Raw genomic sequence first — 7212 nt, 5'->3', positions numbered from 1 at the left:
GCTCGGCGAAGCCGGCCGCGGCGAAGCCCGGAGTCGGCTCGGCCGCGCCGTGGGCGCGCCGGCGCAGCACGTCGCCGCACAGCTGCCAGCGGCCGCAGGCCTCGCGCCATTGCGCGTCGTGGCCGAGCCGCTTGAACGCGAAGCGCGCGGCGTCGCCGTCGAGCTCGCCGTCGAACAGCGCGCTCAGGTTCTCGCGTTCGTCGCCATGGATAGGGGTGGAAGTCATCAGTGAGCGCGCTCCCTGGTGCGGTGGGTACCTTGGTCTTGATTGTCCAAGAGGGGCCGAAGTTCCGTATCGATCGCCTCGCGGGCGCGGAAGATGCGCGAACGCACGGTGCCGATCGGACAATTCATCTTCTGCGCGATCTCTTCGTAGCTCAGGCCTTCCACCTCGCGCAGGGTGATCGCAGACCTCAACTCCTCCGGCAGGGATTCGACCACGCGCATGACCGTGCGCTCGATCTCCTGCCGCAGCAGTTCGTGTTCGGGGGTGTCGGTGTCGCGCAGGCGGATGCCGGTCTCGAACTGCTCGGCGTCGCCGGCGTCGATGTCGTCGGTCGGCGGGCGCCGGTTCTGGGCGACGAGATGGTTTTTGGCGGTATTCACGGCGATGCGGTGCAACCACGTATAGAACTGGGCGTCGCCGCGGAAATTCGCCATCGCGCGGTAGGCGCGGATGAAGGTTTCCTGGGCCACGTCCTGGCATTCGCTCCAGTCGGGAATGTAGCGCCCGATCAGCGCGGTGATCCGATGCTGGTACTTGCGCACCAAGGCATCGAAGGCCGTGCTGTCGCCGCGCTGGACACGCCTGACCAACTCCTGGTCCAACAACTCGTTATCGGCCATACCGCGCCGGCACTCCTGTCGGCTCGGCGCATGGCCGAGCAATGGGACAACCCTGTCGGGGCAAAAGTTCAATCGTCGGAGTAATGGGGCCGCCGGCGACCGCTCGCAACCGCCAAGTGTCACACAACCTGCGCTCCCGCCGCCCGCACGGCGGCTGAAAGCCCTGCCGGACGGCCGCCGGACGCGGCCGCGGCGACGCCGATTTGACGGCAGCCGAGCCCGATCGGGATGATAGCGACCTATTCCATACCTGAACGGATGGTGCGGCATGACTGCAGCCCTCGACGGCCTCCCCGCGTTTGACGGGCTACGCGCCCGCCACTGGCATACCGAACTGCGCGCGGACGGAGTGCTGGTGCTTTCCTTCGACCGCGAAGGATCGCCGGTCAACACCTTCGCCCAGGAGGTGCTGATCGAGCTCGACGGCCTGCTCGAACGCCTCGCGCTGGACCCGCCCAAGGGCCTGGTGCTGCGCTCGGCCAAGGCCACCGGCTTCATCGCCGGCGCCGACATCAAGGAATTCCAGACCTTCGACGAGAAGGGCACGGTCGGCGACGCGATCCGCCGCGGCCAGCAGGTGTTCCAGCGCCTGGCCGAACTGCCCTGCCCCACGGTCGCGGCGATCCACGGCTTCTGCATGGGCGGCGGCACCGAGATCGCGCTGGCCTGCCGCTATCGCGTCGCCAGCAACGACGCCTCCACCCGCATCGGCCTGCCGGAAGTGAAGCTGGGCATCTACCCCGGCTGGGGCGGCAGCGTGCGCCTGCCGCGCCTGGTCGGCGCGCCGGCCGCGTTCGACATGATGCTCACCGGCCGCAGCCTGTCGGCCTCGGCCGCGCGCGCGATCGGCCTGGTCGACAAGACCGCCGAACCGGCGGTGCTGGTCGATACCGCCGCGGCGCTGGCGCTCAACGGCACCCAGCGCCCGTTCAAGCAGCGCTTCACCGCGTGGGCCAGCAACACCTGGATCGCGCGCAAGATCCTCGCGCCGATGCTGGTCAAGCAGGTCGCGCGCAAGGCCAAGAAAGACCACTACCCCGCGCCGTACGCGCTGATCTCGACCTGGGAACGCAGCAGCGGCGGCGTGCAGGCGCTGCTCGCGGCCGAGCGCAAGTCGGTGGTCAAGCTGTCGGGCACGCCGACCGCGCGCAACCTGATCCGGGTGTTCTTCCTGCAGGAACGGCTCAAGGGCCAGGGCGGCAAGGATCACAGGATCAAGCACGTGCACGTGGTCGGCGCCGGCGTGATGGGCGGCGACATCGCCGCGTGGTCGGCCTACAAGGGCTTCGAGGTCACCCTCAGCGACCGCGAGCAGCGCTTCATCGACGGCGCCCTGGAGCGCGCGCAGGCCTTGTTCGCCAAGAAGGTGAAGGACGAGGCCAAGCGTCCGGCGGTGGCGGCGCGGCTGAAGGGCGACCTCGCCGGCTACGGCGCGAAGGATGCCGACCTGGTGATCGAGGCGATCATCGAAAAGCCCGAAGCCAAGCGCGAGCTCTACGACGCGGTCGAGCCGCAGCTCAAGCCCGACGCGCTGCTGACCACCAACACCTCGTCGATCCCGCTCGACGAACTGCGCGAGCACATCCGCCGCCCCGCGCAGTTCGCCGGCCTGCACTATTTCAACCCGGTCGCGCTGATGCCGCTGGTGGAGATCATCCGCCACGACCGCATGGCGCCGGAAACCGAGCAGCGCCTGGCCGCGTTCTGCCGCGCGCTGGACAAGCTGCCGGTGCCGGTCGCCGGCACGCCGGGCTTTCTAGTCAACCGCGTGCTGTTCCCGTACATGCTCGAAGCCGGCACCGCGTTCGCCGAAGGCATCCCGGGCGCGGCGATCGACAAGGCGGCGGTGAAGTTCGGCATGCCGATGGGCCCGATCGAACTGATCGACACCGTCGGCCTGGACGTGGCCGCGGGCGTCGGCGCGGAACTGGCGCCGTTCCTCGGCCTGACCGTGCCCGCGGCCCTGGCCGGCGTGGAGCCCGGCAAGCGCGGCAAGAAGGACGGCCAGGGCCTGTACAAGTGGGAGAACGGCCGCGCGCAGAAGCCCGAGTTGCCGAAGGACTACAAGGCGCCGGCCGACCTGGAAGACCGCCTGATCCTGCCGATGGTCAACGAAGCGGTGGCCTGCCTGCACGACGGCGTGGTCAGCGACGGCGACCTGCTCGACGCCGGCGTGATCTTCGGCACCGGCTTCGCCCCGTTCCGCGGCGGCCCGATCCAGTACGTGCGCGAAACCGGTGTGGACAACGTGCTGGCGCGGCTCAAGCAGTTGCAGGCGCGCTACGGCGAGCGGTTCGCGCCGCGGCCGGGCTGGGATTCGCCGGCGTTGCGGCGATAAGCCCGAACCGCCTAAAGAAAAAGCCGCGCGATGCGCGGCTTTTTCTTTGCGTCGATAGAGCCAGGCGCACATCGATGGATGCGCGCTCGACGCTGGATCGTCTTCGCCTGCAATGACGAAAGCCACCGCGGAACGCCCCCTGTAGGAGCGACGCAAGTCGCGACCGCGACAACGCAGTCATTGCGCAGGTTTCGCCGCGGTCGCGCATTCGCGGTCGCGGCTCGCGCCGCTCCTACAGTCGGACACGGACCTTCCCCCGCCGTTGCGGCCAAAGCGCAACCATGGACGGGAGTTTACGAGCGCGTGCGCTGCGCGCTCACATCGTATGCGTCGGCCGCTCCGCACTCAGCGTGCCGGCCAGCAGAGCCTCGATCTTGCCCTTGACCGCATCGCCCTCGGCGGTCTCGGCGAACTGCACGCCGATGCCGGCGGTGCGGTGGCCCTGGGCGCCGGTCGGCGTCACCCACACGACCTTGCCGGCCACCGGCAAACGCTCGCCCGACTCCGGCAAGGTCAGCAGCAAAAACACTTCGTCGCCGAGGAAATAACGCTTGGGCGTGGCCACGAAGATGCCGCCGAACTTCAGGAACGGCATGTAGGCGCTGTACAACGCCGCCTTGTCCTTGATCGTCAACGACAAGATGCCCTGCCGCGCTGCGCCCGCTGGTGCGTTCATGCCCTTCCTCCCCCGGCGCGGCGCGCATCGTCGCTGCGCCAGGCCATCAACAATTCGGTCACCGCCAGATCCGCGCGGACCGTGGTCCGCAGCAGGTCGCGGGTGCGGTTCGCCCGGTCGAACCAGGACGCAAGACTGCGCGCGCGCGCCGGGTCGGTCAAGCCGGCGCTGGCTTCGGCGAGCGCGATGTCCGACGCGTGTCGCAGACGCAGCGCCGCGTGTTCGTCGCCGACCCAACGCTGCGCGACTTCGGGCGCGGAGGTTTCGCCGCGGCCGAGCTTGGCCAGGTCGGCGGCGACTTCGCGGCGCAGCTTGAGGCCCTCGCCGGTCAGCCAGTCGTGGGCCAGCCCGGGGTGGCCGCGCGCGGCGTCGAACGCCTCGCGCGCGGCGGCGTCCGCGTGGCCCTGGGCCTTGAGCCAGGCCAGCGCTTCGTCGGCCGGCGGCAGGCGGAACTCCAGGCGCTGGCAGCGGCTGCGCACGGTCGCCGGCAGCCGCGCCGGATGCGAGCTCACCAGCCACAGGTAGCGGCCCGGCACCGGCTCTTCCAGGGTCTTGAGCAAGGCGTTGCAGGCGGCGGTGTTGATCGCGTCGGCCGGATCGATGATCGCGATCTGCGCGCCGCCGTACTGCGGCGTCAGCGCCAGCCGCTCGGACAGGTTGCGGATCTGTTCGATCACGATTTCGGTGCGCAGCCGGGTGCCTTCCTTGTTCGGCACGAAGCTGACCAGCTGGTAATCCGGATGCGTGCCCGCGGCCAGCAGCAGGCAGCTGCGGCAGCGCCCGCACGGGCCGCCGTCGGCCGTGCGCTCGCGGCACAGCAGGCCCTGGGCCAGGCGCTGCGCGACCGCGCGCTTGCCCAGTTCGGCCGGCCCGCAGAACAGCAGGCCATGGCCGAGCCGGCCGGCGGAAATGGAGGCTTGCGCCTGTTCGTAGATGCGGCGCTGCCAGGGCGCGAACGCGGCGTCGGAAACCGCGCTCATCGCACGCCCTCCCCGACCACTTCGATCTGCAGGCGCAGGCTGGCCACCGCTTGGGCGACCACCGCCTCCACCGGCTGCGCGGCGTCGATCACCACGAACCGCTTGGGCTCGGCCGCGGCGCGCTCGAGGTAGCCGCGGCGCACGCGTTCGAAGAATTCGTTGCGTTCGCTTTCGATCCGGTCGGCGGCGCCGCGGCCGCGCATGCGCGCCAAGCCGACGTCCACCGGCACGTCCAGCAGCAAGGTCATCAGCGGGCGGATGCCGACCACGCGCCGCTCCAGCTCGGCGATGAACGCGGCGTCGCCGCCGCGCCCCGCACCCTGGTAGGCGTAGCTGGCGTCGGTGAAGCGGTCGCTGAGCACCCAGGCGCCGCGCTGCAGCGCCGGCAGCACGGTCGCGCGCACGTGCTGGGCGCGCGCGGCGAAGGCCAACAGCAGTTCGGTTTCGTTGCTGGCCGGCTCGTGGTGGGTGTCGAGCATGAGCCCGCGGATCTGTTCGGCCAGCGGCGTGCCGCCGGGCTCGCGGGTGTACACCGCATCGATGCCGGCCTGCGCGAACGTCTCGCGCAGCGCGGCCAGCACGGTCGACTTGCCGGCGCCTTCGCCGCCTTCGAGGGTGACGAAGCGCGGCCAGGTGCGCAGGTTCATCGGGTCGCTCCCGGCGCGGCCGGCGGCGTGGCGGACGGCGCTTCGGCCGCTTCCTCGAGCACCGCCTTGCCTTCTTCCGGCTGGCCGCGACCCTGGTTCTGGCGATAGCGCTGCAGGTAGACGCGCACGTTGGCCTGGTGCTGGGCGTAGGTCGCGGCGAACAGGCTGCGGCCGCTGCCGTCGCCGGCGGCGACGAAGAACAGCGCATCGCCAGGCGCCGGATTGGCCGCGGCCTTGAGCGCGGCCAGCCCCGGCATCGCGATCGGCGTCGGCGGCAGGCCGGCGCGGGTGTAGGTGTTGTACGGCGTGTCGGTCTGCAGGTCGCGCTTGCGGATGTTGCCGTCGTAGGCCGGGCCGATGCCGTAGATCACCGTCGGGTCGGTCTCCAGGCGCATGCCGAGCCTGAGCCGGCGCTCGAACAGGCCGGCGATCTGCGCGCGCTCGGCCGGCACGCCGGTTTCCTTCTCCACGATCGAGGCCATGATCAGCAGCTCATACGGGGTCTTGAGCACGCTGTCCTTGTCGCGCGCGGACCACGACGCCGCCAGCGCCTTGTCCATCGCCGAGGCGGCGCGCTTGAGCACGTCCAGGTCGCTGTCGCCGCCGGTGTAGAAATAGGTTTCCGGCAGGAACCGGCCTTCCGGATGCTGCCCGCCCTTGCCCAGCGCCTTCATCAGCGCCGCGTCGTCGAGCTGCGCGGCCTGCTGCTTGAGCTTGTCGGCGCGCGCCAACGCGGCGCGCAGGTCGCGCACGTTCCAGCCGTCGACGATGACGAAGCGGTGGCTGACCACCTTGCCGTCGCGCATCGCGGTCAGCAGCGCGCGCGGGCTGGTGCCCGGCGCCAGCGAGTACTCGCCGACCTGCAGCCGCCCGGCCGCGCCGAGCTGCTTGGCCAGCAACCGCCATTCGACTTCCTCGCCGACCGCGACGCCGCTCGCGCGCAGCTTGCGCACCACCGCCGGCAGCGAGTCGCCGCGCTCCACCAGCAGGCTCTGGTCCGGCTGCAGGCCCTGCAGCGGCGCGTCGGCGAAGCTCAGGTAACGCTGCCACGCCCAGCCGCCGGCCGCGGCCAGCGCCGCCAGCAACAGCACGATCACGATCAGGCAACCGCAGCCGCGCTTGCCCTTCTTTTCCTTTGCCGCCACGCAACCTCCATCGAACGGTCTGGTCCCGCCGCGCCGGCGCGGACCGGCGGCCGCGGGTGCGGCGGCTCAGTCGTCGCCGGGGACGAAGGCGGGATGGGCGTCGCCGAGCCGGCGCCGCAGCCCGGCCACGGCCGGATGCGGCGCCCATTGCCGCTCGCCGAGCCGCGCCACGGGCAGGATACCGCGCACGGCGTTGCACAGGAAAATCGCATCGGCGCGTTGCAGTTCGTCGGCGCTCAGCGCCGCGACCCGCGCCCCGCTCAGTTCGATCAGGCGCTGCCGGCAGATCCCGGCCACGCCGCAGCGGTCCACCGGCGGGGTCGTCCATCGTTGCGAATGCAGGACGAACAGGTTGGCGGCGGTCGCGCAGACCGGCTCGCCGGCGGCGTTGCGCAGCAGGCCCTCGTCGATGTCCGGATCGTCCCATTCGGCCCGCGCCAGCACCTGCTCCAGGCGGTTGCAGTGCTTGAGCCCGGCCAGCGCCGGCTGCTCGCCCAGGCGCAGCTCGCACCAGCGCAGGCGCAGGCCGCCGGCGCGCGCGGGCGGCGGCAGCGGATGGCGCGACAGCGTCCACACCGGC

At 71.1% G+C, this 7212-nt stretch carries 8 protein-coding genes; 1 reads left to right on the top strand and 7 read right to left on the bottom strand.

Features of this window, described 5'->3' with window-relative positions; all coding sequences use genetic code 11:
* Both A7A76_RS04535 and rpoE read right to left on the bottom strand, forming a co-directional pair.
* Positions 1-226: sigma-E factor negative regulatory protein (locus tag A7A76_RS04535; RefSeq protein WP_206410081.1), on the bottom strand; the 226-nt coding region annotated here is incomplete at its 3' end.
* Positions 226-846: an RNA polymerase sigma factor RpoE gene (gene rpoE / locus A7A76_RS04530; protein ID WP_074867656.1), complete on the bottom strand. Its 621-nt coding sequence runs from the start codon at positions 844-846 to the stop codon at positions 226-228. The genes A7A76_RS04535 and rpoE, both read right to left, overlap by 1 nt.
* Before the next feature lie 268 nt (positions 847-1114).
* Between rpoE and A7A76_RS04525 the strand changes: the two genes are divergently transcribed.
* The gene (locus tag A7A76_RS04525; RefSeq protein WP_206410080.1) at positions 1115-3184 is read left to right on the top strand and encodes a 3-hydroxyacyl-CoA dehydrogenase NAD-binding domain-containing protein; all 2070 of its coding nucleotides are present in this window, start codon (positions 1115-1117) and stop codon (positions 3182-3184) included.
* A 316-nt stretch (positions 3185-3500) separates the two neighbouring features.
* On the opposite strand, the gene A7A76_RS04520 is transcribed toward A7A76_RS04525, so the two are convergent.
* The 5 genes from A7A76_RS04520 to A7A76_RS04500 all read right to left on the bottom strand — a co-directional run.
* On the bottom strand, positions 3501-3860 hold the full coding sequence (locus tag A7A76_RS04520) for a PilZ domain-containing protein (RefSeq protein ID WP_206410079.1): 360 nt from the start codon (positions 3858-3860) through the stop codon (positions 3501-3503).
* Positions 3857-4840, bottom strand: coding sequence for a DNA polymerase III subunit delta' (locus A7A76_RS04515; RefSeq protein ID WP_206410078.1), 984 nt, complete (start codon positions 4838-4840; stop codon positions 3857-3859). Before A7A76_RS04515 ends, A7A76_RS04520 begins: the two co-directional genes overlap by 4 nt.
* Complete coding sequence (gene tmk, locus A7A76_RS04510; protein WP_206410077.1) at positions 4837-5487, bottom strand: dTMP kinase; 651 nt, start codon at positions 5485-5487, stop codon at positions 4837-4839. Before tmk ends, A7A76_RS04515 begins: the two co-directional genes overlap by 4 nt.
* A complete protein-coding gene (mltG, locus tag A7A76_RS04505; RefSeq protein ID WP_343225281.1) occupies positions 5484-6632 on the bottom strand; it encodes an endolytic transglycosylase MltG in 1149 nt (382 codons plus the stop codon). The genes tmk and mltG overlap by 4 nt, the downstream gene beginning before the upstream one ends.
* A gap of 66 nt (positions 6633-6698) precedes the next feature.
* Positions 6699-7212: aminotransferase class IV (locus A7A76_RS04500; protein ID WP_206410076.1), on the bottom strand; the 514-nt coding region annotated here is incomplete at its 5' end.

The organism is Lysobacter enzymogenes (assembly GCF_017168095.1).
GTDB classification, from domain to species: Bacteria; Pseudomonadota; Gammaproteobacteria; order Xanthomonadales; family Xanthomonadaceae; genus Lysobacter; species Lysobacter enzymogenes_D.
Note: the sequence above shows the minus strand (reverse complement) of the source record. Positions and strands in the feature narration are given on the sequence as shown.